We start from the raw sequence: 25,203 nt of genomic DNA, 5'->3' as shown, positions 1-25,203 counted from the left end.
TCTGTAGTTCCGGCCACCCCTACTGTTCCCGTTCGGGGACAGTAGGGGATGCCGTGTCTTCGTCCCCGGGCCGGATCCTGCAACTACGGGTGGCGGACACCGGGGATTCCGGTAGCGTCACGCCCACTCGGGCCGTTCCTCCGGCTCTCGCCGGGCCCCGTATTTTCGCCTGGTACGTGTTCTAATTTTTTCCCCTCCTGCGACGACTCGATCGGGCCGTGACGGCCTCTCGTGCCGAGGTGATCGAGCTCGGGCCCGGCGTCGAAAATCTCACCGAAACCCCAGCGTAAAACCACTTATGAGCGTGTCGATGCGCGTCGGTCGACGCCCGTGTGTCCGTTCGGACGGAAATGGATCGAGATGCCCCTCGACGGATCTTTGACAGGTGAACACGTTCTAGTTACTATGACCCGGGTCACAGCACACGCCATCGATCGGCCGCGCGCCGACGACGTGAGGATCGAAGGGGGCACACGATGGTAGACCTCCTCGAGGTTCCCTTACGGGCCGTCGGCGGACTGTTCGCCATGACCGGCGAGACCGCCCGGGCGGCCTTCCGTCGCCCCTTCCAACGGCGCGAGTTCATCGACCAGGCATGGTTCGTCGCACGCGTCTCGCTCGTGCCCACCGTGCTCGTCGCGGTGCCGTTCACGGTTCTGGTGAGCTTCACCCTCAACATCCTGCTCCGGGAGATCGGCGCGGCCGACCTCAGCGGAGCGGGTGCGGCCCTCGGCGCGGTGACGCAGGTGGGTCCCATGGTCACGGTGCTCATCGTCGCCGGTGCCGGCGCCACCGCGATCTGCGCCGATCTCGCGGCGCGCACCATCCGCGAGGAGATCGACGCGATGCGTGTGCTCGGCATCGATCCGATCCAGCGTCTCGTCGTGCCCCGGGTGCTCGCGTCCACCGTCGTCGCCCTGCTGCTCAACGGTCTCGTGTGCACGATCGGCATCCTCGGCGGGTTCGCCTTCTCGGTCTTCCTCCAGGACGTCAACCCCGGCGCGTTCATCAACGGCATCACCCTGCTCACCGGCTTCGGAGAACTGATGATCTCCCAGGTCAAGGCGGGGCTGTTCGGCATGATCGCGGGGCTGGTCGCGTCCTATCTCGGTCTCAATGTCAAAGGTGGAGCGAAGAGTGTCGGCGACGCCGTCAACCAGACGGTCGTGTTCGCGTTCATGGCGCTGTTCGTGGTCAACCTCCTCGTCACGGCCGTCGGCATCAAGCTGACCGCGGGATGAGGGGAGCGGAGATTTCATGGCAGTGATGTCCTGGCGCTTCCCCCGTGCGGTTCGGCGCATGACACGTGCGTCGTCCACGGTGGACCGGGTGGGGGAGCAGGCGCTGTTCTTCGGGCGCGCCCTCGCGACGGTCCCCCGGGCGCTGATGCACTACCCCAAGGAGACGGTGCGTCTGGTCGCCGAGATCAGCATGGGCACCGGCGCACTCGCCGTCATCGGCGGCACCGTCGTGATCGTCGGCTTCCTGACGCTCTTCACCGGCGGCATCATCGCCGTGCAGGGCTTCAGCTCACTCGGCAACATCGGCGTCGAAGCGCTCACCGGCTTCTTCGCGGCCTTCATCAACGTGCGTATCGCGGCCCCGACCATCGCCGGCATCGGGCTGGCGGCCACCATCGGCGCCGGCTCCACCGCCCAGCTCGGCGCCATGCGTGTCTCCGAGGAGATCGACGCGCTCGAGACCATGGCGATCCCGTCCATCCCGTATCTGGTGTCCACGCGCGTGCTCGCCGGGATGATCGCGATCGTCCCGCTGTACTCGCTCGCCGTGATCGCCTCGTTCGTCGCGAGCCGTTTCGCGACGGTGGTGCTCTACGGTCAGTCGGCCGGCGTGTACGACCACTACTTCACCACCTTCCTGATACCCACCGACATCCTGTGGTCGTTCGTCCAGGCCATCGTGATGGCGATCGCCGTGATGCTCATCCACACCTACTACGGCTTCACCGCAGGTGGCGGCCCCGTCGGTGTGGGTGTCGCGGTCGGCAACGCGGTGCGGGCCTCGCTCGTCGCGGTCGTCACCGTCACCCTGCTCATCTCGCTCGCCGTCTACGGCGCGACCGGCAACTTCAACCTGTCGGGATAGGGCGCGCGACATGGACACTCCTTCGTGGAAGAAGAAGCTCGCCGCCTTCGGTCTCGTGGGCGGCCTCGCCGCGATCGCCGCGGTGGCACTGACGATGTTCGCCGGTGGGTTCACCTCGACGGTCCCGCTCACCGTCACCTCGCCCCGGTCGGGTCTGGTGATGGAACCCGACGCCAAGGTGAAGATGCGCGGCGTCGAGGTGGGCCGCGTGGCGTCGATCGAGCACACACCGGCCGGTGCGGTCCTGCATCTCGACATGCAGCCCGGGCAGATGCAGCTCATCCCGTCGAACGCACGGGTGGCGATCGAATCCACCACCGTCTTCGGTGCCAAGTTCGTCGACATCGTCGTCCCCGACGATCCGTCCTCGGTGCCGATGCAGGAAGGCGCCGTGATCGCGGCCGACAACGTCACCGTCGAGTTCAACACGGTCTTCGAGCACCTGTCCGACGTGCTCGCCCAGATCCAGCCCGAGAAGCTCAACGCCACCCTCGGCGCGCTGTCGGAAGCACTCAACGGACGCGGCGACGCCCTCGGTGCCGCCCTGGCCGAGGCCGATGCGTATCTCGCCGAGATGAATCCGTCGCTGCCGCAACTGCAGGCCGACCTCGTCTCGGCCGCGCAGGTGACCGACGTCTACGCCGACACGGCCCCCGACCTCATGACCACGATCGGCAACGCCACCGACGTCGGCAACACCGTCGTCGACGAACAACAGCAACTCGACCTGCTGCTGATGAACCTTACCGGTCTCGCGAACACCGGGCGGGACGTCTTGGGGGAGAACGAAACACAGTTGACCACCGCACTCGACAGCCTGAGCCACACCACCGGCCTGCTCGGTGAGTACTCGCCCGAACTGACCTGCTTCATCGTCGGTCTCAACGACGCCCGGGTGGCGTTCGAACCGATGGCCGGCACCGGCGAGTACGCGGCCCTGACCCTGAGTACGAGCTTCATGGGCGGTGCCACGCCGTACAACGACGCCCAGGATCTGCCCGTGGTCGGCGCGACCGGCGGACCGAACTGCTGGGGCCTGCCGAACTTCGACCCGCGCCGCGACGGTCACGCGCCGTTCGTCGTGTCGAACACCGGCGAAACGCCCTACAAGCCCGCAACGGAGGCCTGGATCCGCTACCCGACGATCTTCCAGTACCTGTTCGGCGACCATCTCGCGGGCGGGCGGTGACCATGAGAGCGACCACCGTCAAGTTCCTGATCTTCGCAGTCACGATGGCGTTGATCTTCGCCGGTCTGGCCGTCGTGTTCAGCCAGGCGCGGTTCACCGGCACCGAGAACTACCGGGCCACCTTCACGGACGTCTCCGGTCTCGGTGCCGGCGACAAGGTCCGCATCGCCGGGGTGCAGGTCGGTTCGGTGAAGAAGGTCGACATCGGCCGCGACAACACCGCCGAGATCGAGTTCGACGTGGACGCGAAACACACGCTGTTCACCGGCACCCGCGCCACCGTGCGATACGAGAACCTCGTCGGCGACCGGTATCTCGAACTGCTCGAAGGTGCCGGCAGCGTCGACGTCCTGCCCGCCGGTGGCAGCATCCCGATCGAGCAGACGGAACCCGCCCTCGATCTCGACCTGCTCCTCGGCGGGTTCAAGCCGCTGCTGCAGGGCCTCGACGCGCAGCAGGTCAACGACCTCTCCGGAGCTCTGTTGCAGGTCTTCCAGGGGCAGGGCGACACGCTCGTGTCGCTGCTGGGGAACACCAACTCGTTCACCAACTCACTCGCCGACCGCGACCAGCTGATCGGCGACGTCATCGACAACCTCAACGCCGTCCTCGGCACGATCGACGATCACGACCGCGAGTTCGAGAACACGATCGAACAGCTGCACACCCTGGTGGGCGGGCTGTCCGCCGATCGTGATCCCATCGGCGCGTCGATCCCGCAGATCGCCTCCGGCACCGCGGATCTCGCCGCGCTGTTGCAGAACAACCGGCCCGACCTGCAGACGGTCATCGCCGAGACGAACCGCACCATGACCCAGCTCGACCTCGGCAAGGACGACATCAACCGCACGCTCGAACGCCTGCCCTCCGACTACAAGAAACTCATCCGCGTGGGTGCATACGGAAATTTCTTCCAATTCTTCCTCTGTGCCAATACTTTCAAGTTCTCCGGACCGGACGGCACCACCATCCGGTACACCACGGCGAACCACGACACGGGAAGGTGTGCGAAGGTCGAATGAGTGCACCTCGTGACCCCAACTACATCCGGACGGGCATCATCGGCCTGGCCGTGTCCGCCGCGATCGTGCTCGCCGGTCTGCAGTACGACCAGCTGCACTTCCTCTCCGGTGGCCTGAGCTACTCGGCCCGTTTCCAGGACGCCGGTGGCCTCGTCCCCGGCGACGACGTCATGCTCGCCGGCGTGAACGTCGGCGACGTCACTGACGTGCGGCTCGACGATCAGGCCGTGCTGGTCACCTTCCGCATCCGCGACGGCATCGGGCTCGGCGACACCACCGGTGCCGACATCAAGACCAACACCGTCCTCGGACGGAAGTCCTTGGCGCTGCGCCCCGGTGGCGGCGGCGTGATGCGCCCGGGCTCGGTGATCGCGCTCGAACGCACCAACTCGCCGTACTCGCTGACCGACGCTCTCGGCGACCTCACGACGTCGGTCTCCGAACTCGACACCGACCGGATCAACGAGTCGCTCGACGCGTTGTCGCAGTCGCTCGAGAACACCCCGCCCGAGATCCAGGGCGCCCTGGAGGGCATGACCCGCCTGTCGCAGTCGATCAACGCCCGCGACGAATCGCTCGACCAGCTGCTCGAACGCGCCGAGGGGGTGACGAGCATCCTCGCCGAGCGCAGCGACCAGGTCAACGCGCTCATCGTCGACGCGAATGCACTGTTCGGCGAACTGAGTCTGCGCCGCGACGCCATCACCGAACTGATCGCGAACATCTCGTCCGTCTCACGTCAGCTCACCGGCCTCGTGCAGGACAACCAGGCGCAGATGGCACCGACGCTCGAGAAGCTCAACCTCGTCACGGCCAACCTGCAGGCGAACAAGGAGAACATCGCCGGCGCACTCGACGGTCTGGGCCCGTACATCGGCGCGCTCGGCGAATCCGTCGCCAGCGGACCGTTCTTCAACGCCTACGTGTCCAACATCCTGCCGGCACCGTGGTGGAAAGCCGTGGTGGACAGCCAGGTCGCGCCCGATCTCCTCCCAGAGGATCTGCAGGACGTGATCCCGGACGAACCCCCGACGATCAAGAGGGACGGCGAATGAGTACCGATACCGCCGCGACGACCCGGCGGCGCCCACCCTGGCTGATGGCGGCGATCATCGGCGCCGTCGTCGTGCTCGTGCTCGGCGCTCTCGCCGTGCTCGTCCTCCCGGACCTCGGCAAGCGCACCATCCACGCCGAATTCGCTTCCACCAGCGGCCTGTACGAGGGCGACGACGTGCGGGTGCTCGGGGTGTCGGTGGGACGCATCAGCGACATCGAACCCCGCGACGACCTCGTGCGCGTGACGATGCAGGTCGACAGCGGCGTCGAGATCCCGTCCGACGCGAACGCCGTCGTCATCGCGCAGAGCCTCGTCTCGGCGCGCTTCGTCCAGCTCACCCCGGTCTACTCGGGCGGTCCGACGATCGAGGACGGCACGACGATCCCGATGCAGCGCACGGCCTCTCCGGTCGAATGGGACCAGATCAAGACCGAACTGATGCGGTTGTCCGAAGCGCTCGGACCCGAGGAACTCGACCCGCAGGGGTCCCTCGGCCGGTTCATCGACACCGCAGCCGAGAATCTCGAGGGCAACGGGCAGACCGTGCGTGGGGCCCTGCGCGAGTTGTCGGACACGATGCGCACGCTCTCCGAGGGGCGCACCGATCTGTTCTCGACGATCCGCAACCTGCAGACCTTCGTATCGGTCCTCTCGTCGAGCAACGAGCAGATCGTCCAGTTCGGCGGTCGTCTCGCGTCGGTCTCCGACGTGCTCGCGCAGAGCTCCGACCAGCTCGGGGTCTCGTTGTCCGAGTTGAACATCGCCGTCGGCGACGTGCAGCGGTTCGTGCAGGACAACCGGGCCGGACTCACCGAATCGGTGCAGCGACTCGCGGACGCGACCGAGGTGCTCGCCCGCAAGCGGCCCGAGATCGAGCGGGTGCTGCACTCGGGCCCGACCTCCCTCGCGAACTTCTACAACATCTACAAACCGGCGCAGGGTTCGCTCACGGGCGCACTCGCGATCAACAACCTCGCCAACCCCGTCGAGTGGATGTGCGGGTCGGTCGCGGCCGCCGCCAACGCGACCTCCGAACGCAGTGAGGAACTGTGCCGCCAGCAGCTCGGACCGGTGTTGTCGTCCATCAACGCCAACTACCTTCCGCTGCTGGTCAACCCGCTCGCCGGTGTGCAGGCCTTCGACGGCGACATCGTCTACACCGAACCCTGGCTCGAAGGGGCGTCGGAAGGACGCGGCACCGCACCCGGACCGTCGCTGTCGGAAGCGGCGTCGCCGCTCGACGGGATCCTCGGCGGCCTGCCGTCGCTGCAGGTCCCGCAGGATCTCGGTTCCCTGCTGCAGCCGGGAGGAGGACGATGACCGGCCGATCGATGTTCCGCCGCCTGGGCGTCGCGGTCACTGCCGTCGCGGTGGGCACGACGCTCACCGCGTGCGAGTGGGGCGGGCTCAACTCGATTCCCATGCCCGGCACCGCCGGCCGCGGGGAGGGCGCCTACCAGGTGCAGATCGAGATGCCCAACGTGACGACCCTGACCCAGAACTCGCCCGTGCGGGTCGACGACGTCACCGTGGGGTCGATCTCGGGGATCGAACTCGACGGCTGGCACGCGCTCGTGACGGTCTCGCTCGACGAAGGCGTGATCGTTCCGGCCAACTCGCTCGCCCGGATCGGGCAGACGAGTCTGCTCGGATCGCAACACCTCGAACTGATCCCGCCCGTCGGCGAACCCCCGCAGGGCCGGCTCGAGGACGGCGACGTCATCCCGCTCGAACGCGCCGGTGCGTATCCGACCACCGAACAGACACTCTCGTCGTTGTCGGTGGTGCTCAACGGTGGTGGACTCGCGCAGATCAACGACATCACAACCGAGCTGAACGCGGCGCTCGTCGGCCGGGAGGACTCGATCCGGAATCTGCTCCCGCGCCTGGACGAACTGGTGTCCACCCTCGACACGCAGCGCGGCGACATCATCGCGGCGCTGGAGGGCATGGACCGTCTGGCCGCGACCGTCGACGACCAGAACGCGACCCTCGTCCGGGCTCTCGAGGAACTGCCGCCCGCGCTCGAGGTCCTGGCCGATCAGCGCTCGAACCTCACGGCCGCGATGAGTTCGCTCGGCGAGATGAGCACCGTGGCGAGCCGGGTCGTGGAGACCTCGAACGACGACCTGAAGGCGAATCTCGAAGGGCTCGCGCCGACGTTGAAGGCCCTGGCCGATTCGGGCAGTGCCCTGACCGAGGTGCTCGGTGTGCTGCTCACCTATCCCTTCCCGCAGGCGGGCATCAACAACATCATCCGTGGCGACTACGCGAACCTCGCGATGACGATCGACCTCAGTCTCGAACGTCTCGACCTGAACTTCCTGTCCGGGACGCCGCTTGCGGGACGCCTCGCGGGTCCGGAGGGGATTCTCGGCCGCGACGCGGGACTCGCTGCGCAAGCGACGGATCCGTTCCGTGCACCGCTCGAGCCGCCACCACCGCCACCGCCCGGTCCCGAAGGGAAACTGACGATCCCCGGCATCGGTGAGATCACCATTCCCGGCCTGCCCCTGGGGGTGCCCGCACCATGATGCTCACGCGGTTCGTCCGCATCCAGCTCACGATCTTCGCGATCCTCACGGTCGTCGGACTCGTCGTGATGTCGCTGATGTACGTGCGGCTGCCCGCCCTGTTCGGGGTCGGGCGGTACGAGGTGGTCGTCGAACTCCAGTCGACCGGTGGCCTGTACCCGCATTCGAACGTCACCTACCGCGGCAACACCGTCGGCACCGTCCGGAGCGTCTCGCTGTCGCCGACGGGTGTCGAGGCCACGTTGTCCATCGACAGCGACGCGAAGATCCCCGCCGACGTCGACGCGGCCGTGCGCAGCGTCTCGGCGGTCGGTGAGCAGTACGTCGATCTCGTGCCCCACGCCGACGGTTCGGGCGGCGAACGCCTGGCCGACGGCGACGTGATCCCGATCGACCGCACGACGGTGCCGCAGGAGGTCGGTGCCCTGCTCGACCAGGCCGACGTGCTGCTCGCCTCGATCGGCGACACGCGACTGCAGACCGTGGTCGACGAGGCGTTCGACGCATTCAACGGCTCCGGACCCGAACTGCAGGAACTGATCGACTCGACGCGCCTGTTCGTGCAGGAGGCCTCGGCGAACAGTGCCGAGACACGGCAGTTGATCGACCAGATCGGTCCGCTGCTCGACACGCAGGTGGTCACGAGCGACGCCATCCGTTCGTGGACACGCGACATGGTGACCTTCACCGATCGTCTGCGCGAGAGCGACCCCGACCTGCGGGCCCTGCTCGACATCGGACCGGGCGCTGCCGCCGAAGCCGAATCGCTGCTGCAGGACCTGAAACCGACGCTGCCGCTGCTGCTTGCGAACCTGGTGAGCGTCGGCGAGGTGGGCGTCATCTACAACGCCGGCATCGAGCAGATCCTGGTGCTGTACCCGCCGATGACGACGGCCCTGATCACCGCGGCCGGCGACGGCCCGCCCGAGGACGGTGCCGTGGTGGACTTCCACCTGCAGTTGCACGATCCGCCGCCGTGTCTGGCCGGTTTCGTGCCGCCGGAACAGTGGCGCAGCCCGGCCGACACGTCCGTGGTCGACACCCCGGGCGACGTCTTCTGCCAACTGCCGCAGGACTATCCGAACGCGATCCGCGGTGCCCGGAACCTGCCGTGCATGGAGTACCCGGGCCGTCGCGCACCGACGCCCGACACGTGCCGCACCGGGTACAGCCCCACCTACTCGGACAATCCGTGGACCGGGCCGCCCACGCCGGTGGCCTCGGAGAACGTCGCACCCACGCCCGCCTCCTACGGCGGGGGAGACGGCACGGCTCCCGTGGGGGTCGCGGCGCGACGGATCGATCCGCAGACCGGGACGTACATTGGTCCCGACGGCACCGTGTACACGCACGCCGATCTCGGTGGAGATCGGAGCTTGGAGAGTTACATGAAGGCGCAGCAGGGCTGATGGCAGACGAGATCGACAAGAAGACGAAGCCGAGATGGGCCAAGCCGGTCGCGATCATTGCGTCCGTGCTGGTGATCGCACTCGTGGCGGTCGGGGCCTGGCTCATCGTCGACCGGCAGTCCGCGAACGAACGCGACGAGCGGCGGGAGGCGTACCTGCAGGCCGCGCGGCAGACGGTGCTCAACCTGACCACCATCAACGCCGACACCGCCGACGCCGACGTCGCGCGTCTGCTCGAAGGCGCGACGGGTGATTTCAAGGCCGAGTTCGAGGGCCGCGAAGGGCCTTTCGTGGAGGTCGTGCAACAGGCCGGCGTCGACACCACCGGTGAGGTCCTCGAAGCGGGGATCCAGAACGAGGACGGCACGTGCGCGTCGTCGCTCGTCGCCTCCCGCGCGATGGTGAGCAACGCCGACCAGACCGAACCCGAAGCACGCGACTTCCGTCTGCGGGTGACGATCTGCGACGAGAACGGCAGATTGTTGGCGTCGAAGGTGGAGTTCGTGCCGTGACCGACGAGAAGGACGATCGCGTGACGCTCGACAAGACGACCGACGACACTGTGGCCGGTGGGACCGAAGAGAAGGACGGACCCACCGCCGCCGAGACCTCGGCCGCCGACACCTCCGTCCCGGACGCGACCTCGGATCCGAAGGCCTCGTACCTGCCGCACATCGCGATCGGATTGTCGGTCGTGGCACTGGTTTTCGCGGTCCTGGTGGGATGGCTCGCCTACGGCACCGTCCAGCAGTCCGCCGCCGAGACGGCACGGACGGAGGCGCGGGTCGCTGCGGAGGAACAGGCGGTCGCGATGCTTGCCTACACCCACGACCAGGTGGACGCGCAGACCGCCGCCGCCGCGGAGGGTCTCACCGGCGACTTCCGCGAGGAGTACACGAATCTGATGAAGAACATCATCGCGCCGGGCGCCAAGGAGAAGGCGATCAGCGTGCAGGTGAGCGTGCAGGCGTCGTCGGTGGTCTCCGCCGACGCCGACAACGCCGTGACCCTGCTGTTCCTCAACCAGATCACGACGAGTTCGGAGAACCCCGAAGCGGTGAGCAGCGGCAGCCGGGTGCGCGTCGAACTCGAAAAGCAGGACGGGCGTTGGCTCGTCAGCCGGCTGACCCCGATCTAGGAGAGAGCCGTCAGGTGGGGTCGGGTTCGCCGGCCTCACCCGGCGCGATCAGCGCGCGTCCGGCGGCGCCGGTGTTGGCGAGGGTGTCGAGGAACGAACGGGCCCAGCGATCCACGTCGTGCGTGAGCACCTGACGGCGCAGCGCACGCATCCTCTTGCGGCCGTCCTCGCGCGGCACCTCGATCGCGGCCTGGATCTTGTCCTTGACGTCCTCGAGGTCGTGCGGGTTGCACTGGAACGACTGCCGCAGTTCGGCTGCGGCACCGGTGAACTCGCTGAGCACCAACGCGCCGCCGAGATCGCTGCGGCACGCGATGTACTCCTTGGCGACGAGATTCATGCCGTCGCGCAAGGGGGTCACCAGCATGACGTCGGCCGCGACGAAGAACGCGATGAGCTCGTCGCGAGGGACCGGGCGGTGGATGTAGTGCACCACCGGACGCCCCACCTCGGCGTACTCACCGTTGATGCGGCTGACCGTCCGCTCGATCTCGCCGCGCATGTGGACGTAGGAATCGACGCGCTCCCGGCTCGGGGTCGCGAGCTGCACCATCACGGTGTCCTTCGGGTCCATGCGACCCTCGGCGAGAAGTTCGTGCACCGCATCGAGCCGCACGTCGATGCCCTTGGTGTAGTCGAGTCGGTCGACACCGAGCAGGATCTTCTTCGGGTTGCCGAGTTCCTTGCGCAGCGCCTTGGCGCGATCGCGGATGGCTTTGCTCCGCGACTGCTGGTCGAGCCGGCCCGATTCGATGGAGATGGGGAAGGCGCCGACGCGCACCGAGCGGAAGCCGACCTGGACCACGCCGAGCTTCGACCGGATCCCGATGTTGCCGCGTGAGGTCTGGGCACCTGCCAGACGTCGGGCGAGATACAGGAAGTTCTGGGCACCACCGGGGAGGTGGAAGCCGATGAGGTCGGCGCCGAGGAGACCCTCGACGATCTCGGTGCGCCACGGCAGCTGCATGAACAGCTCGATCGGCGGGAACGGGATGTGCAGGAAGAAGCCGATCGTCAGATCGGGACGGAGCATCCGCAGCATCTTCGGCACCAGCTGCAGCTGGTAGTCCTGGATCCAGACGGTCGCGCCCTCCGCGGCGGCCTTCGCGGTCTCCTCGGCGAAGCGGCGGTTGATCTCGACGTAGGAGTTCCACCATTCGCGCCGGTACTCCGGACGCACGATCACGTCGTGGTAGAGCGGCCACAGCGTGGCGTTGGAGAACCCCTCGTAGTATTCGGCGATGTCCTCGGTGCTCAACCGCACCGAGTGCAGGGTCAGCCCGTCCTCGACGATGACGCCGGACTCGGCGTCGGCCACGCCGGCCCAGCCGACCCAGGCGCCGTTGTTCGAACGCAGGATCGGCTCGAGTGCGGTGACGAGCCCGCCCGGACTGCGCTTCCAGCGGGTGGTGCCGTCGGGAAGCCGTTCGAGGTCGACCGGCAGGCGATTGGCGACGACCACGAAGTCCGACCCGGCGTGCGAGTCGTGGTTCCCCGCTGCGTCCGCTTCGCCTGCTGTCACGTTGTGGTCCTTTTTCGGGGCCGGTGCCGTCGCCGGCCCGGCAGGGTGGGTGCCGTCACCGGCACCGGGGTGGGTGTCGTGCTCGTCAGTGCTTGTCGCTGGGACCGATGCCGAGCATCGACAGCAGCATGCGGCACTCGTCCGCGTTCTCTGCGTAGGCGGCGACGACTCGCTGCGCCTGTCGTGCGGTTTCGTCGGCGACGGGTTCGAGATCCTCGTCGGCGATGTCGTTCGCGGTGGTCGGGTCCGCGGCCATGATGTCCTCCCGGGGTCGCTGCTCTGTGCGAGCACGCATCGTCCTTCGACTCTAGGAGAATCGGACAGCTCGCCGCCACCCGCCTTCCGAGGGCGGTCCTGGCACGGTCCTGCACGTCTACGTCGCGGTACCGTAGGACGGTCGTGCTGTAGGTACACCGTGTGTGTTTCCGGCGCACGACGTCACGGCGCCGACCCGCGGCGCACAACCGCGCTCTCGTCGAGGAAGGTATTCATGCCCATTGCCACCGTGAACGGCATCCCGCTGAACTACCAGGTCAAGGGAACGGGCGATCTCGTCGTCCTCATCATGGGAACGGGTAGTCCGGGGCGCGTGTGGGATCTGCACCAGGTGCCCGCGCTCGTCAAGGCCGGCTACCGGGTCGCCACCTTCGACAACCGCGGCATCGCACCGTCGGGCGAGAGCCTCGGCGGCATGACCATCGACGACCTGGTGAAGGACACCGCCGGCCTGATCGAACTGCTCGGCGGCCCCGCCTACGTGATCGGTACGTCGATGGGTGCGCGTGTCGCGCAGGAGCTGGCGCTCGCCCGTCCCGAACTCGTCCGCAAGGCCGTCTTCCTGGCCGGCCACGCCCGCATGGACCAGTTCCAGCTGACGCTCACCGAGGGCGAGCGGCAGCTCTACGACAGCGGCGTCGAACTGCCGCCGAAGTACCAGGCCGCCGTCACGGCCGTGATGAATCTGTCGCCGGCCTCGCTGGCCGACGAGCACACCGCCCGCGACTGGCTGGACGTCTTCGAGTTCAGCGGAGGAAAGGTGTCGGCGGGAGTGCGCGCGCAGCTCGGCATGGACCGGGAGTTCGATCGGCGCGCGGCCTACCGCGGCATCACCGTGCCGTGCCTGGCCGTCGGATTCGCCGACGACCGGATGATCCCGGCCTATCTGTCGCGCGAGGTGGCGGACGCCATTCCGGGTGCGCGCTACGAGGAGATCCCGGACGCGGGGCACTACGGCTATCTCGAGCGGCCCGAGGCGGTCAACAAGATCCTGGTGGACTTCCTGGCTTCCTAGAGGAGTCCCTTCACAGGGGAAATCGGCAGGCGGGCGCGGTGGGATCGGCGACNCCGCGCCCGTCGTCGTCGAAATGCGACGAAGGTCCCTGTGATCCGGGAGATCGGGACGTCCCGCGGACCGTCGGGCGCTGGTACGCTCACCGAACAAAGGTTAGCCTGAGCTACCTTCGAGTCTCGTACGAACCGATCACGGGCCCCTCCGGACCCCCTAGTACGGAAGTTGAGTGATGACCGACCGTTCCAGCCTTGTCGCCGATGACGCGGGGAGGTCGGAGGGCAACTCGCAAGGAGACGTCTTCGACCTCGTCGGTATCGGTTTCGGCCCCTCGAACCTGGCGCTCGCGATCACCGTCGAGGAGCACAACACCGACAACCCCTCCTCGGCGATCCGGGCACGTTTCTTCGAACGCCAGTCGGCCTTCGCCTGGCACCCGGGCATGTTGCTCGAGGGCGCCACGATGCAGATCGCGTTCCCCAAGGATCTGGTCACCTTCCGTAACCCCACGAGCTCGTACAGCTTCTTCTCCTACCTGCACGAGCGTGGCCGTCTCGTGGACTTCGTCAACCACCAGACGTTCTTCCCCACACGTCACGAGTTCCAGGACTATCTGCAGTGGGCGGCCACGCGCGTCGACGCCGACGTCCGCTACGGAACCCAGGTCGTCTCGGTCGAGACCGTCCGCAACCACAACGGGGTCGCCGATCTGTTCGCCGTGCGGACCGCCGACGGCGCCGTCGTGTACGCGCACAGCGTCGTGGTCGGAGTCGGACTGCGTGCCCGGCTCCCGAAGTGGGCGACCGAGTCCGCCCGCTGCTTCCACAACCACCACTTCCTCTTCCACATCGAGGACATGCCGGAGCCGCAGCACCAGCGCTTCGTGGTGGTCGGTGCGGGACAGAGCGCGGCCGAGGTCGTGCAGTACCTGCACACGCACTACCCGCAGGCCGAGGTCCACAACGTCTTCAACCGCTTCGGGTACAGCCCGGCCGACGACAGCCCGTACGCGAACCGCATCTTCGACCCGCAGGTCGTCGACGAGCTGCACGCGGCCCCGCTGTCCGAGCGTGAGCGTCTGCTCGCCCTGCACCGCAGCACCAACTACTCGGTCGTCTCGCCCGAACTCATCGAGGCGCTCTACGCGACCGAATACCGCGAACGGGTGAGCGGTCGTCGCCGCTTGTTCATGCGTCGTGCCTCGGAGGTCGTGTCGGCGATCGAGAGCGACGCGGGAGTCACCGTCGAGATCCGCGACAATCTCGAAGGCGACACCGAGACCCTCGAGTGCGATGCGGTGGTCCTCGCGACCGGCTTCGAGCCCACGCCTCTCGCGCCGCTGCTGGGTGATCTCGCACCCGAGGCACCCGTTCTGTCCGTCGCCCGCGACTACCGTCTGCCGCTGCCCGAGAACGTTACGGCCGACGTCTACCTGCAGGGCGGAACCGAGAAGACACACGGTCTGACCGCGTCGTTGCTGTCCAACGCAGCGATCCGCGCGGGTGAGATCCTGACCTCGATCGTCGAACGCCGAGAGCTCCGTCTGCCCGGAGCCGGGGGAGGAATCGACGAGCTTGGTAGGATATCGGACCATCACACCTACGCAACAAGTGAGGCGAGATGAGCACGAATCCATTTGACGACGAAGACGGCCGCTTCTACGTCCTCATCAATGATGAGGAGCAGTACTCGCTGTGGCCGACCTTCGCCGAGGTTCCGCAGGGGTGGCGGGTGGTATTCGGCGAAGAGTCGCGCGCCGCTTGCGTCGAGTACGTCGAGCAGAATTGGACCGATATGCGTCCGAAGAGCCTTCGCGACGCAATGGAAGCCGACGAGAAGGCCCGCCAGGGCAGCTGAACGCTTCCGTCAGATCCGCCGAGAGTCACGCCCGCGCCGAAAGCGCAGCGTGGCTCTCGTCGTTTGTACGGACGATCCTGCCTCCCGGCCCGACGACGACCCGTGCGAATCGACGGGGATCGGGCCCGTGGCCAGCGGACCCGACGCGATCGGGCCCGTGGGTATCGGGCCGGTGGCGATCGGTCCCGTCGCGATGGGGCCCGTCCCGGGAGCTGTGGGTATCGGGCCGGTGTGCAGCGATCCCACCGGGATGGGACCCGTGGTGAGGCCGGGCGCCGGACGCCACACCGGGCGGTTCTTGTCGAGCCGGATCCGGGGGATCCGCCGCAGCTGCGGGCGACGCAGCGCGCCGACGCGGAGGACACCGCGCGGGTTGCGCGTGCGGCGGGCGAGCCATTCACCGAGCGTGACGCCTGCGGCGAGCGCGCACCCGATACCGAACGCCGAGAACAGCGCCGTCATGCCGGTGGCCATCTGATTGCGGAGCATCGCGTACAGGCCGCGATAGAGGGCGAGACCGGGCAGCAGCGGCGTGATGCCGGCGACCGCGACGACCAGCGGTGGCGTGAGCGCGCGGCGGGCCATCAGACCACCGGCGAAACCGATGACGGTCGCGGCCAGCGCCGACGAGATGATCGGACCGAGCGACAACCCGAGCGCGAGCTGGTAGCCGAGGCTGCCGGTGGCGCCGGCGAGCGCGGCGACCGTGAGAGCGCGACGTTCGGCGTAGCAGGCGAGGGCGTAGAACAACGCCGCCGCGGCACCGGCGAGGATCTTCGTCGGCAGCTGTGTGAGGTCGGGAAGTGCCTCGTAACTGATGAGAGGGAGTTCGGCGCCGAACACCGACGCGACCCGTAGGGTCGTCGCGACACCCGCGATGATGCCGCCCGTCATCATCAGCACTTCGAAGAAACGCGCCGACGCCGTGATGGGGGCCCCGGTGATGGCGTCCTGCACCGAACCCACGAGCGACAGACCGGACAGCAGCACCGTCACGCCGGCCGCGATGATCAGTCCCGGCGACACTTCGATCCCGATCGTCTCCCGTATCCCGTACAGGGTGATCGCCGGGGCCGTCGCGACGATGCCGCCCACCAGATGCTGGAAGAAGAACGGCAGCCCGGCCGCGTTGAGTTTGCGGTTGACGCGGTCGATCACGAACGTCGAACCGAAGGCGACGAGCGCAACCAGCGCGTCGCCGCCGAGGAGCACGGAGATCGAGGCGGCCATCGCCGACCACGCGATCGTCGCCACCCAACGGTTGTACGGATGCGCCTTGGTAGTGATGGCGAGCAGTTCCTCGTGCGCCTGCGCCGGGGAGATCGCGTCGCGGCGGATGCGGCGGGTCAGACGGTCGACGGCCGCGAGTCGCGTGAAGTCCATCGAGCGGTAGTGCACCACCCGCATCGTGCTCGACGGCGGCATGGTCGGTCCGCGATAGGCCGACAGCACGATCGAGTTGTAGGTGACGTCGACGTCGCACTGCGCCAGACCGTAGGTGGCGGCGACGAACCGCACCTGTTCGGCGGTGTCGATCGCGCCGGTGCCCGAGGCGAGCAGGACCTCACCGACACGCACGGCGACGTCGAGCGCCTCGGCGACCACTGCATCGTCGGTCAGATCGATCGGCTGCAGTGGCGCCGGCGCCTCGGTGACCGCGTCGATGGTCGCGCGGCGGGTACCGAGAACCCGATCGAGGAAGTCGTCGAAGCGGCTCACCGTCCGCGGCCTCCGGTACGGCTGGGGGAAACGGGGAGGGTGGGCATGCAATCCACCGTAACGAAGGCGGGTGGGTGCGCGCCGGGAGTGTGACGCGCTATATGATGGCGTCGCTCACGCGTCGTCCGCGACCGTCGAGTTCTGTGCCTCCTTAGCTCAGTGGTAGAGCACTCGCCTTGTAAGCGAGCGGTCGTCAGTTCAATCCTGACAGGGGGCTCCAGTAGGGCCCGTCGCGTACCGCGCGGGCCTGTTTCATCCGGTGCTGCTGTGAACCGCTGCGAAGACCACGAACACGGCGAACAGTGCCGCGACGCCCAGGCAGGCACCGATCAGAGCTTCGCGACGATGCGTCGCCGTGCCCCTGTCGACCCGTTCGAGACCGATCCATCCGCACACCACCGCGACCAGACCTGCGGGGATCGCGACGAAGTCGCCGATGACGGGTACGAAGGCGAAGGCGAGCGCGACGATCCCCGCGATCAGTGCCGTGTTCCCGGCGCCGTTGCGGGGCGGGACCGGGGTGAAGCGGTCTGCGGTCATCGTCCCTCGATCCGGGAGGCACACATGCACGGGCGGGTGTTCGCCCGGACCGGATCCCCTGTCCCGTCGAAGGCGAGAAGGACAACCTACATCGGAAGACGGGGCTCCGGGAGGGTAGCCGGGCCGATGCCGTCCTGCTCCGGCCGGTGGTATTCGCCGAGGCGGAGTGCTCGGCGCTCGGACAGGTCGATCACCGGCGCGATCGTGCGCGGCGCCTCGTGAAGGTCGCGCGCCGCGGCGACGCGGCCGAATACGAGGGCGACCACCGGGGATGCCGTGAACCATCCGAGCAGCGGCCAACCGATCCATGTCATATCCGGAGAACGGTTCGGGCGCACGGAGCGTTAACGGATCCGCCGCAGTTCACCCGGTTGTTCACCCTCCGCATGTCACTGCAGGGGCGTGTGAATACGGAAGTGACGAAATGGATCGGATATCAGGACTTCGAGGATTCGAATGCGTCCATATCGACGAATATCAGCCGTCCGTCGTCGAGTGCCACAGCCCAGCGGCGCACGGGCGCCCAGTCGCGACCCAGCTTGTCGCCCACGGCTTCCTGTGCGGGACCGAAGTCTTCGACGATCGTGCCGGGACAGGCCTTGTCGCCCGCGACACCCGCGCGTACGACGACCTTCGAGCCCACAGCAGGCTTCGGGGGAGTATTCGACGATCCGGCCATAACTCGAATCATGCCATCAGTGGAAAGAAATGACCGGGCAAACACGGATTATCCCCATCGAACGAATGTGGTGATTCGGGTGGAATATCCCTTTTGTGTTGTTCTTTCCTCCGGAAACGACTTCGCCCANCGCCGGTCGGCGTGGGCGAAGAGGTTCCCGAATCGGAGAAACAATGGTCGGTCAGCGCAGTGCGAGCTTCTCGCGCGCCTGATCGACGAACTCGGAATCGACCATGAGGTCGTAGCGCGAGGCCTCGATGCTCTTTCTCGAGACGAAGTCGCGGCGTCCCCCGGTGCTCCAGTGGGTGAAGAAGCCGAGTGATCCGCCCCATACCGCGCCGAAGACGACAGCGGCGAGGATCACGGTGGTCATGCCGGTGGCAGGCAGGAGCAGCGCCAGGAGCAGACCGAAGAGCAGGCCCGTCCAGACGCCCGCGGCGGCGCCGCGAAGGGCTGCCTTCCCGTTGGTCATGCGGCCTTCGATGTGTTCGACGGTGGTGACTCCCTGGCCCACGACCCGCAGGTACTCCACGGGAAAGCCTTCGTCGGACAGGTGGTCGATGGCCCTCTCGACGGCGTCGTAGGTGCGGTAGCTCTCGAGGACGGTTTCGGATTCGGTGTAGTGCCCGGGTGTCGGTGCGTAGATATCTGTCATGCGTTCCCCTTCGTCGACGATTGGAACGATACGCTCATCGTAGCGTATCGTTTCGTAGTGTTTGATTCGGGGTCGCCTTTTCGGGGAGACTCGGGAATCCTGCGGGTGTATGCCCGCGCGAGGAGGATGTAGACATGGTGGGCGAGGTCGAGACGGAGTCCGTGGCCCTGACGTCGCGGCGTCCCGTCAAGGAGCGTGCCGGGACCGACACACGCATCGTGAAGGCCGCGCTCGAGATCCTGCGCCTTCACGGGCCCAACCGCGTCACCGTCGAGGCGGTCGCGGCGCTGTCGGGCGTCGCGAAGACGACGATCTACCGGCGCTACGCGAACCGCGAGGAGATCCTCGACGCGGCATTGCACTCGCAGGTCGCCTCGCCGTGCGTTCCCGACGGGCTGTGCGTCTACGACCGCGTCAAATGGACCCTCGAGCTGATCCGTCGCGGACTGTCGAACGAGGTGGGCATGGGCAGTGTCGGCGCACTGCTCACCGACCAGGAACCCGAGTTCACCGAGTCGATCCGCGAGATCATCAATGCCCGGAGCGAGGTCGTCGCCGACGTGCTCCGCACCGCGATCGAGTCGGGCGCGATCCGCAAGGACATCGACGTCGACACCGCCGTCTCGATGCTCGTCGGCGCGTATCTCGGCGCCTACCTGCGTCACGGCGAGGTGGGGGAGTCCTGGGCGGACGAGGTCGTCCACATCGTCTGTCCCGAACTGGAACCGGACACGAAGGGGCAGTGATCGTAGGCCCGCCCCCGCGGGTCGATCGGTCGTAGGCTCGACCCGTGACCGAGTCGAGTCGATGCGTGGTGGCGGTCGTGGGATCGCTGAACCTCGACCTGACGGTCGTCGTGGCACGTGCTCCCGAAGAGGGTGAGACGGTACTCGGCCGGCATCTGCGCACCTATCCGGGAGGCAAGGGCGCGAACCAGGCCATCGGTGCTGCCCGTCTGGCTCCCACCGCCATCGTCGGCGCGGTGGGCAGCGATCATGCCGCCGACGTACTGCGCGGCGTGCAACAGAGGGCCGGGGTCGACACCTCCCATCTGCGCACCACACCGGGCCCGACCGGCCGGGCCGTCATCATCGTCTCCGACGACGGGCAGAACCGGATCGTCGTCGTTCCGGAGGCCAATTCGCTGCTGAAGGCCGAGGACGTGACCGCCGCACTCGATGCCCTCGATCCCGCGGTGGTGCTCACCCAACTCGAACTGCTCCCCGCCGTGACCTGGGCCGCCGCCCAGTGGGCGCGCGATCACGACCGCCGGTTCGTGCTCAATCCGAGCCCGGTGATCGACCTGGACGAATACGTCCTCGCCGACGCCGATCCGCTCGTACTCAACGAGCAGGAAGCCCTGCACTACGCGGGTCTTCCCGCCGGAACCCCCTTCGACGAGATCGTGACCCGCCTGCTCGAACAGGTACGCACCGTGGTGATCACCCGGGGCGGGGAGGACGTCGTGGTCGGAACCGAGGACGCGATCGAACATCTGCGGGTCCCGCAGGTCGACGTCGTCGATACGACGGGGGCGGGCGATCATTTCGCCGGCACGCTCGCCGCGATGCTCGGCACGGGGGAGGACCTGTTCGCGGCAGCGCGCCGGGCATCGGCCGACGCTGCCCGGCTGGTCGCATCCCGCCGCTCCGATCGCTGAAACGGCGGAACCGCGTCAGGGCGGCGGAAGCAGTTCGCCCTTGCCGCTGCGCAGCCAGCGCCCGGGAAGCCGGCCGGCGAGGTCGCCGAGCGGACCGACGGCCCCGCGCAGCAGCTCGACCGTTTCCTGCAACATGTCGATGCTCGCGTTCATCTGCGAGATGCCGGGCGTGAGATGCGCGAGGGTCTCCGAGAGCGAGACGATCTGATCGAGCGGACCGCCCTCGGCGAGCAGTCGTTCGAGGGCGCCCCGTTCGGAGAGCAGGACGTCGAGGACGCCGCCCTGGGCGAGGGCCCGCTCGACGACCCCACCGGGCCGGATCGCCACATCGACGATGCCGCCCGGCGCGGTGAGCCGTTCCACCGCGCCGTCCTGGGCGAGCAGCCGTTCGAGCGGGCCGTCGTGCGCGGTGAGGCGATCGAGCAGACCACCTTCGGACACGAGGCGGTCGAGGGCACCGTCGTCGGCGAGGATCCGGTCGAGGGGACCACCCGGTGCGGTGAGCCGGTCGACGGGTCCGCCCGGTTCGAGCAACCGATCGAGCAGGCCACCCGGCTCGGTGAGTCGATCCACCGGCCCACCCGGCGCGAGCAGCCGGTCGAGGGGACCGCCGGGACGCAACGCGTGCCCGAGTCCGCGGTCCTCCGACGTGAGCTTCGAGATCTGCTGCAGCAGACCCACCGAACTGCGGGTGTCGGGCAGGCCGACCGCGCCGAGCGCGGAGTAGGTGGTGGGCGACACCGCGACCCGCACGGTGCCGACGACCGTCTCGGCGACGCTCAGGGCGGCCTCTGCGGCGGTCAGACCCACACGCACCGGCATCACGAGTACGGACCCGAGGTTCATGGAACCGACTGTAACGGTCAGTGTCCGAGAACGTCGGTGTCCGAGAAGGTCGGTGTCCGAGAAGGTCAGTGCACGAGTTTGAGACCGACGACGCACAGCACGATGCCCGCGATCAGTGCGAGCTTCAGCAACGAGGCGGTCTCGGTGCCGGTGACCATCGCATATCCGACCGTGAGAGCGGCGCCGATACCCACCCAGATCGCGTAGGACGTCCCGACCGGCAGGGTGCGCAGGGCATAGGCGAGTCCGGCCATGCTCAGGACGAGGGCGACGACGAACACCAGTGTCGGGGTGAGCCGGCTGAAACCGGCAGATCTGCCGAGGGCCGTGGCCCACACGGCTTCGAGCACACCGGAGAGGACGAGAACGATCCAGGCCATGACGTACAACGCTCCTGCACCGTCTTGTCGCTGGCCGGGTACGGTGCGCTCGTCCGGGAGGCCGACCGGCGGCCACCTCAGTCGAGGTTAGGAATTCCGGGCGAGTATTGGCAAATTGCTCAGGACACGCGCAGCAGCTGTGGTTCCTGCGCAATCACCGTGCACGAGCATCCGCCGTCCAGCTCGGTGCAGTCGAGAACGAGGGTGTGCCGCACGATCTCGAAGTCGACGCAGTCGGGTTCGGTGCAGTCGACCCGAGTATCGGCGTGGATCACGAGGGTGCCGTGGCAGTGGTCGAGATCGTGGTTGCACTGTGAGCACGTCATGCACCACTTGATAGCACTGCCGTCGGACAGGTTCTCGGAGGCGGGTCGTCGTGCCGTCCGGTTCGTCCGGTGCGCGGGCCCCGACGCCCCACGACTATCGTGAGCACGCGCAACAAGCAGGTATTGCCGACTCGGGGAGGAGTCACATATGGGGATCACGGACGTGGTCGGGAAGGCCGCGCGGAACGCGTGGTCGTTGTTCGTCGCCGACGGAATCGCGCCGCCCCATCGCACTCCCTCGGTGGTCGTCGGGGACGGTCGCCACCGCACGCTGCGTCGCTTCGGCCCGGAGAACGCCGGTCCGCCGGTGCTGCTCGTGACCCCGCTCGCCGCGTCGCCCACCTGCTTCGACCTGATGCCCGGCCAGAGTCTCGTCGAGCACCTGCTCGAGCTCGGACGCAGCGTCTTCCTCGTCGAATACGGCGAGATGACCTCCGTCGATCGCGCCCTCGGCCTCGAGTTCTGGATCGACGACGTCATCCCCGAAGCGATCGCCCGCACGTCCGAACTGTGCGGGAACCGCGAGGTGGACGTCGTGGCGTGGAGCATCGGCGGCACGCTGGCGATGCTCACCGCCGCGGCACATCCCGATCTGCCGATGCGGTCGCTGACGGCCTTCGGCAGTCCACTCGACTACTCCGCGATCCCGCTGATGGCGCTGCCCCGGCTCGTCGGCCGGTTCGTCGCCGAGCCCGCACTCGGCCTGCTCGACGCCGTCTTCGGCGGGGTGCCCGCACCCATCGTCCGCACGGCCTACCGCCTCACCGCGATCGAACGTGAGATCCAGCGTCCGTGGTTCGTCGCGACGCACCTCGCCGACGCGGAGACGCTCGCGCGGATGGAACGCGTCGACCGGTTCCAGGACGAGATCCACGGCTACGCGGGACGCGTGTTCCACCAGCTCGCGACGAACGTGACGGTCGACAACCAACTCGCCACCGGACGTCTGCACCTCGGCGACCGGGTCGTCGACCTCGCCGACGTCGCGGTCCCGGTGCTCGCGTTCGGCGGCGAGGACGACGTGCTCGCCCCGATCCCGGCGGTCGAGCCCGTCATGAGGCTGCTCGTCGGCACGCAGGTGCGCTTCGTCCGCGTCCCGGGCACGCACCTCGGCATGCTCACCGGCAGCGCCGCGCGCGACACCTCGTGGGTCGAACTGGACGCCTTCCTCCGCGAACCGTGTGCGGACAGCAACGCGCCGGCCGCCACGCTTCCCGTCGAACAGGAAGTCGTGACGACCGGCGCGTGAGTGCCGGGCCGGTGTGTACTGCCGGCTAGTGCGTTCCGGCGGTCTCGGGGACCGACAGCTCCACCGCATCCGCCTCGGGCTCCGGGGCCCGTCGGACGAACAGCGAGCCGACGACCGCGATCACCGCGATCACCGCGCCCCACGTGAACGCGCCGTGGACACCGTCCGCGAGCGCACCGGCGGGATCGCCCGCGCTCTCGGCGCCCGCGACGGTCGTGCGGGTCAGCACCGTGATGAACAACGCCGTACCGGCCGCACCGGCGACCTGCTGCATCGTGCTGACGATGGCGCTGCCGTGGGAGTACAACCGCCGCGGCAGCGCTCCGAGTGCCGAGGTCAGCAGCGGCGAGAACATCAACGCGAGGCCGATGTTGAGCAGCACGTGCCAGGCGATGACCGTGCCGATCGTGGTGGTCGCGTCGAAGGTCGTCATGCCCCACATCGCGACGCAGGCGATGATCGCCCCCGGTGCGACGAGCGGCCGCGGACCGAACCGGTCGAACAGGCGTCCGACGATGTAGCCGAGCAGACCCATGACCAGACCACCGGGCAGCAGCATCAGGCCGGTGGTCAGCGTCGACTGACCCAGCACGTTCTGCAGGTAGATCGGCAGCAGGATGAGGGTGCCGAACAGCGACATCATGCTCACCGACACGAGTGCGACCGCGAGCGAGAACGCCGGGGTGCGGAACGCGCGCATGTCCAGCAGGGCGCCGTCGCCGAGGCGGATCTGACGCAGGACGAAGACCGTCAGCGACGCGATGCCGACGACCAGCGGCAGCCACGGCGGCATGAGCGGATCGCCCTCGGCGGCCTCACCGAGACTGCTCAGACCGAAGACGAGACCGCTGAACCCGAGGGCCGACAACATCACCGACGGGGCGTCGAGCGGAACCGCGACCGGTTCGGTGACGTTGCGGATCCAGCTCAGGCCGAGCGCCGTCGCGACGACCGCGATCGGCAGCACCAGCCAGAACATCCACCGCCAGCTCAGCTGGTCGAGCACGACGCCACCGATGGTCGGGCCGACCGCGGGAGCGACCGCGATGACGATCGAGATCACGCCCATCGTGCGACCGCGACGATCGGCGGGAACCAGGTTGAGCACCGTCGTGAACAGCAACGGCAACATCACCGCGGTGCCCACGGCCTGGACGACACGACCCAGCACGAGGACCGGGAAGATCGGGGCGCTCGCGGCGATCAGGGTGCCGAGCAGGAAGCTGCCCATCGCGATCGCGAAGACCGTGCGCAGCGACAGCCGGGTGAGCAGGTAACCCGTGATCGGGATGACGACGGCCATGGTCAGCATGAACGCCGTGGTGAGCCATTGGGCGGTGGCTGCGCCGACGTCGAACTCGACCATCAGCTTCGGCAGCGCGACGCTCATGATCGTCTCGTTGAGGATGACGACGAATGCGGCCCCGACGAGAACGGCGATCAGAAGACCGGCGCGCGGTGCGGCAGCGGCCTGCGGCTCGGCCGTACCGGCCGGGGCTGGGGAACTCGGTGGAGTAGAAGACACGAGGAACACAACGGGATACCGGTCGGAATTGTTCCGCCGATATCCCGTCGAGCGGATCAGTCCGGGATGTGCTCGCCGTGACCCTGTTCGCGCAGGGCGTCCTTGATTTTCCGATGCGCGCGGTCGAGCGATTCGGGCGACGGATCCTTCTCGGCCGTCGCGAAATCGAAGTCGCCGAGGGAGTAGGCGGGGAAGACGTGCAGGTGCAGGTGGGGGATCTCCAGGCCGGCGATCATCAGGCCGGCGCGCGGGGCGTCGAAGGCGGCGGTGACGGCGCGACCGAGGATGCGGGCGACGTCGTTCACCTTCGCCCACAGGTCGTCGTCCACGCTCTGCCAGTGATCGACCTCCTGCCGCGGCACGACCAGCACGTGCCCCTCGGTGAAGGGATTGATGGTCAGGAAGGAGACGACGTCGTCGTCCTGCCAGACGAAACGGCCCGGCAGTTCACCGGCGATGATCTTGCTGAACACGGAAGTCATACCGGGAGGATAAGGGACAC

General features: G+C 67.8%; 28 protein-coding genes, 1 tRNA gene and 1 riboswitch. Of the genes, 17 read left to right on the top strand and 12 right to left on the bottom strand.

The window, feature by feature from the left end:
- The first annotated feature begins 476 nt into the window (after positions 1 to 476).
- From ACLBYD_RS21325 to ACLBYD_RS21280, 10 genes are read left to right on the top strand one after another with little or no spacing between them, the layout of a single operon-like run.
- Entirely contained in the window at positions 477 to 1,241 is a 765-nt protein-coding gene (locus tag ACLBYD_RS21325) for an MlaE family ABC transporter permease (protein WP_006551898.1), read from the top strand.
- 16 nt (positions 1,242 to 1,257) lie between these two features.
- Positions 1,258 to 2,106: an MlaE family ABC transporter permease gene (locus ACLBYD_RS21320; protein ID WP_024102955.1), complete on the top strand. Its 849-nt coding sequence runs from the start codon at positions 1,258 to 1,260 to the stop codon at positions 2,104 to 2,106.
- A 10-nt stretch (positions 2,107 to 2,116) separates the two neighbouring features.
- On the top strand, positions 2,117 to 3,295 hold the full coding sequence (locus ACLBYD_RS21315) for an MCE family protein (RefSeq protein ID WP_447818000.1): 1,179 nt from the start codon (positions 2,117 to 2,119) through the stop codon (positions 3,293 to 3,295).
- Between the two features lie 2 nt (positions 3,296 to 3,297).
- Positions 3,298 to 4,317, top strand: coding sequence for an MCE family protein (locus ACLBYD_RS21310; protein ID WP_060654192.1), 1,020 nt, complete (start codon positions 3,298 to 3,300; stop codon positions 4,315 to 4,317).
- Positions 4,314 to 5,372: an MCE family protein gene (locus tag ACLBYD_RS21305; RefSeq protein WP_447817998.1), complete on the top strand. Its 1,059-nt coding sequence runs from the start codon at positions 4,314 to 4,316 to the stop codon at positions 5,370 to 5,372. The genes ACLBYD_RS21310 and ACLBYD_RS21305 overlap by 4 nt, the downstream gene beginning before the upstream one ends.
- On the top strand, positions 5,369 to 6,694 hold the full coding sequence (locus ACLBYD_RS21300) for an MCE family protein (RefSeq protein ID WP_447817997.1): 1,326 nt from the start codon (positions 5,369 to 5,371) through the stop codon (positions 6,692 to 6,694). Before ACLBYD_RS21305 ends, ACLBYD_RS21300 begins: the two co-directional genes overlap by 4 nt.
- A complete protein-coding gene (locus tag ACLBYD_RS21295) occupies positions 6,691 to 7,908 on the top strand; it encodes an MCE family protein (protein ID WP_447817996.1) in 1,218 nt (405 codons plus the stop codon). The genes ACLBYD_RS21300 and ACLBYD_RS21295 overlap by 4 nt, the downstream gene beginning before the upstream one ends.
- The gene (locus ACLBYD_RS21290) at positions 7,905 to 9,317 is read left to right on the top strand and encodes an MCE family protein (RefSeq protein ID WP_447817995.1); all 1,413 of its coding nucleotides are present in this window, start codon (positions 7,905 to 7,907) and stop codon (positions 9,315 to 9,317) included. Before ACLBYD_RS21295 ends, ACLBYD_RS21290 begins: the two co-directional genes overlap by 4 nt.
- A complete protein-coding gene (locus ACLBYD_RS21285) occupies positions 9,317 to 9,829 on the top strand; it encodes a hypothetical protein (protein WP_016692414.1) in 513 nt (170 codons plus the stop codon). Before ACLBYD_RS21290 ends, ACLBYD_RS21285 begins: the two co-directional genes overlap by 1 nt.
- The gene (locus tag ACLBYD_RS21280) at positions 9,826 to 10,455 is read left to right on the top strand and encodes a twin-arginine translocation pathway signal (protein ID WP_447817994.1); all 630 of its coding nucleotides are present in this window, start codon (positions 9,826 to 9,828) and stop codon (positions 10,453 to 10,455) included. Before ACLBYD_RS21285 ends, ACLBYD_RS21280 begins: the two co-directional genes overlap by 4 nt.
- Before the next feature lie 10 nt (positions 10,456 to 10,465).
- On the opposite strand, the gene ACLBYD_RS21275 is transcribed toward ACLBYD_RS21280, so the two are convergent.
- Positions 10,466 to 11,977 carry an alpha,alpha-trehalose-phosphate synthase (UDP-forming) gene (locus ACLBYD_RS21275; protein ID WP_060654180.1) on the bottom strand — a complete coding sequence of 504 codons (1,512 nt, stop codon included), beginning with the start codon at positions 11,975 to 11,977 and terminating at the stop codon, positions 10,466 to 10,468.
- Between the two features lie 85 nt (positions 11,978 to 12,062).
- Complete coding sequence (locus ACLBYD_RS21270; protein ID WP_016692417.1) at positions 12,063 to 12,272, bottom strand: hypothetical protein; 210 nt, start codon at positions 12,270 to 12,272, stop codon at positions 12,063 to 12,065.
- A gap of 195 nt (positions 12,273 to 12,467) precedes the next feature.
- On the opposite strand from ACLBYD_RS21270, the gene ACLBYD_RS21265 reads away from it, so the two are divergent.
- From ACLBYD_RS21265 to ACLBYD_RS21255, 3 genes are all read left to right on the top strand, one after another.
- The gene (locus ACLBYD_RS21265) at positions 12,468 to 13,268 is read left to right on the top strand and encodes an alpha/beta fold hydrolase (RefSeq protein ID WP_085469374.1); all 801 of its coding nucleotides are present in this window, start codon (positions 12,468 to 12,470) and stop codon (positions 13,266 to 13,268) included.
- A gap of 229 nt (positions 13,269 to 13,497) precedes the next feature.
- Complete coding sequence (locus ACLBYD_RS21260) at positions 13,498 to 14,889, top strand: lysine N(6)-hydroxylase/L-ornithine N(5)-oxygenase family protein (protein ID WP_447817993.1); 1,392 nt, start codon at positions 13,498 to 13,500, stop codon at positions 14,887 to 14,889.
- Positions 14,886 to 15,122 carry an MbtH family protein gene (locus ACLBYD_RS21255; protein ID WP_006551884.1) on the top strand — a complete coding sequence of 79 codons (237 nt, stop codon included), beginning with the start codon at positions 14,886 to 14,888 and terminating at the stop codon, positions 15,120 to 15,122. Before ACLBYD_RS21260 ends, ACLBYD_RS21255 begins: the two co-directional genes overlap by 4 nt.
- A gap of 9 nt (positions 15,123 to 15,131) precedes the next feature.
- On the opposite strand, the gene ACLBYD_RS21250 is transcribed toward ACLBYD_RS21255, so the two are convergent.
- Entirely contained in the window at positions 15,132 to 16,841 is a 1,710-nt protein-coding gene (locus ACLBYD_RS21250) for a threonine/serine ThrE exporter family protein (protein ID WP_447817992.1), read from the bottom strand.
- A gap of 145 nt (positions 16,842 to 16,986) precedes the next feature.
- On the opposite strand from ACLBYD_RS21250, the gene ACLBYD_RS21245 reads away from it, so the two are divergent.
- Positions 16,987 to 17,061 (top strand) — tRNA-Thr (locus ACLBYD_RS21245).
- 32 nt (positions 17,062 to 17,093) lie between these two features.
- On the opposite strand, the gene ACLBYD_RS21240 is transcribed toward ACLBYD_RS21245, so the two are convergent.
- The 4 genes from ACLBYD_RS21240 to ACLBYD_RS21225 form a co-directional block, all read right to left on the bottom strand.
- Positions 17,094 to 17,381 (bottom strand): hypothetical protein, encoded by a 288-nt coding sequence (locus tag ACLBYD_RS21240; RefSeq protein WP_447817991.1) that lies wholly within the window; start codon positions 17,379 to 17,381, stop codon positions 17,094 to 17,096.
- 86 nt (positions 17,382 to 17,467) lie between these two features.
- Positions 17,468 to 17,695 (bottom strand): hypothetical protein, encoded by a 228-nt coding sequence (locus ACLBYD_RS21235; protein WP_447817989.1) that lies wholly within the window; start codon positions 17,693 to 17,695, stop codon positions 17,468 to 17,470.
- Positions 17,696 to 17,817: 122 nt separating this feature from the next.
- Complete coding sequence (locus ACLBYD_RS21230; protein WP_026061175.1) at positions 17,818 to 18,060, bottom strand: hypothetical protein; 243 nt, start codon at positions 18,058 to 18,060, stop codon at positions 17,818 to 17,820.
- Between the two features lie 181 nt (positions 18,061 to 18,241).
- Positions 18,242 to 18,715, bottom strand: coding sequence for a general stress protein (locus ACLBYD_RS21225; RefSeq protein ID WP_447817988.1), 474 nt, complete (start codon positions 18,713 to 18,715; stop codon positions 18,242 to 18,244).
- 134 nt (positions 18,716 to 18,849) lie between these two features.
- On the opposite strand from ACLBYD_RS21225, the gene ACLBYD_RS21220 reads away from it, so the two are divergent.
- Together ACLBYD_RS21220 and ACLBYD_RS21215 are read left to right on the top strand one after the other, a co-directional pair.
- A complete protein-coding gene (locus tag ACLBYD_RS21220; RefSeq protein ID WP_447817987.1) occupies positions 18,850 to 19,461 on the top strand; it encodes a TetR/AcrR family transcriptional regulator in 612 nt (203 codons plus the stop codon).
- 44 nt (positions 19,462 to 19,505) lie between these two features.
- On the top strand, positions 19,506 to 20,375 hold the full coding sequence (locus ACLBYD_RS21215; protein ID WP_447817985.1) for a ribokinase: 870 nt from the start codon (positions 19,506 to 19,508) through the stop codon (positions 20,373 to 20,375).
- 15 nt (positions 20,376 to 20,390) lie between these two features.
- On the opposite strand, the gene ACLBYD_RS21210 is transcribed toward ACLBYD_RS21215, so the two are convergent.
- The 3 genes from ACLBYD_RS21210 to ACLBYD_RS21200 all read right to left on the bottom strand — a co-directional run bounded on the left by ACLBYD_RS21210 (position 20,391) and on the right by ACLBYD_RS21200 (position 21,927).
- The gene (locus ACLBYD_RS21210) at positions 20,391 to 21,221 is read right to left on the bottom strand and encodes a hypothetical protein (RefSeq protein WP_016694817.1); all 831 of its coding nucleotides are present in this window, start codon (positions 21,219 to 21,221) and stop codon (positions 20,391 to 20,393) included.
- 65 nt (positions 21,222 to 21,286) lie between these two features.
- Positions 21,287 to 21,601: a DMT family transporter gene (locus ACLBYD_RS21205; protein ID WP_006551875.1), complete on the bottom strand. Its 315-nt coding sequence runs from the start codon at positions 21,599 to 21,601 to the stop codon at positions 21,287 to 21,289.
- 13 nt (positions 21,602 to 21,614) lie between these two features.
- Positions 21,615 to 21,680: riboswitch (guanidine-III (ykkC-III) riboswitch) on the bottom strand.
- A gap of 40 nt (positions 21,681 to 21,720) precedes the next feature.
- Positions 21,721 to 21,927, bottom strand: a complete 207-nt coding sequence (locus tag ACLBYD_RS21200; RefSeq protein WP_447817984.1) for a hypothetical protein — start codon at positions 21,925 to 21,927, stop codon at positions 21,721 to 21,723.
- Positions 21,928 to 22,075: 148 nt separating this feature from the next.
- On the opposite strand from ACLBYD_RS21200, the gene ACLBYD_RS21195 reads away from it, so the two are divergent.
- Positions 22,076 to 23,176: an alpha/beta hydrolase gene (locus tag ACLBYD_RS21195; RefSeq protein ID WP_447817983.1), complete on the top strand. Its 1,101-nt coding sequence runs from the start codon at positions 22,076 to 22,078 to the stop codon at positions 23,174 to 23,176.
- A gap of 25 nt (positions 23,177 to 23,201) precedes the next feature.
- Here ACLBYD_RS21195 and ACLBYD_RS21190 read toward each other — a convergent pair whose 3' ends face one another.
- Together ACLBYD_RS21190 and ACLBYD_RS21185 are read right to left on the bottom strand one after the other, a co-directional pair.
- Positions 23,202 to 24,701, bottom strand: coding sequence for an MDR family MFS transporter (locus ACLBYD_RS21190; protein ID WP_447817982.1), 1,500 nt, complete (start codon positions 24,699 to 24,701; stop codon positions 23,202 to 23,204).
- Between the two features lie 56 nt (positions 24,702 to 24,757).
- The gene (locus ACLBYD_RS21185) at positions 24,758 to 25,183 is read right to left on the bottom strand and encodes an HIT family protein (protein ID WP_447817981.1); all 426 of its coding nucleotides are present in this window, start codon (positions 25,181 to 25,183) and stop codon (positions 24,758 to 24,760) included.
- Positions 25,184 to 25,203 lie beyond the last annotated feature (20 nt).

This window comes from Rhodococcus sp. C26F (genome assembly GCF_053345925.1).
The sequence above is the reverse complement of the archived record's forward strand: the minus strand, read 5'-3'. Positions and strand labels throughout refer to the sequence as shown.